Annotated in this window: 1 pseudogene; it reads left to right on the forward strand. The window is 47.3% G+C overall.

From position 1 onward, the window contains the following. Positions 1-577, forward strand: a pseudogene (locus R8N47_RS27025) (bifunctional indole-3-glycerol phosphate synthase/phosphoribosylanthranilate isomerase); the annotation flags it as partial.

Raw genomic sequence — 577 nt, forward strand, 5'->3', positions numbered from 1 at the left:
TTTTCTACCTCAAGTTCGCCGACAAGTGAAACAACCAGTGTTGTGTAAGGACTTCATGGTCGATACCTACCAAGTTTACCTTGCTCGTCATTATGGCGCGGATGCGGTATTGCTCATGCTTTCGGTGCTGAATGACGAAGAGTACAAAGCGTTAGAAGAAGCTGCGCACAGCCTAAACATGGGCATTTTAACGGAAGTCAGCAACGAAGAAGAGCTTCACCGCGCAGTTCAGCTTGGCGCTAAAGTTATCGGTATAAACAACCGCAACTTGCGCGACTTAACAACGGATTTAAACCGCACTAAAGCGCTTGCGCCAACCATTCGTAAGCTTGCACCAAACGCAACGGTTATTTCAGAGTCTGGCATTTACACTCATCAACAAGTTCGTGACTTAGCAGAATATGCAGACGGCTTTTTGATTGGCAGCTCGCTGATGGCGGAAGACAACTTAGAACTTGCGGTTCGTAAAGTAACGCTAGGTGAAAATAAGGTTTGCGGTCTGACTCACCCAGATGATGCGGCAAAAGCGTATCAAGCAGGCGCAGTATTTGGTGGCCTGATTTTTGTCGAGAAGTCG

The organism is Vibrio sp. 2132-1, from assembly GCF_033344315.1.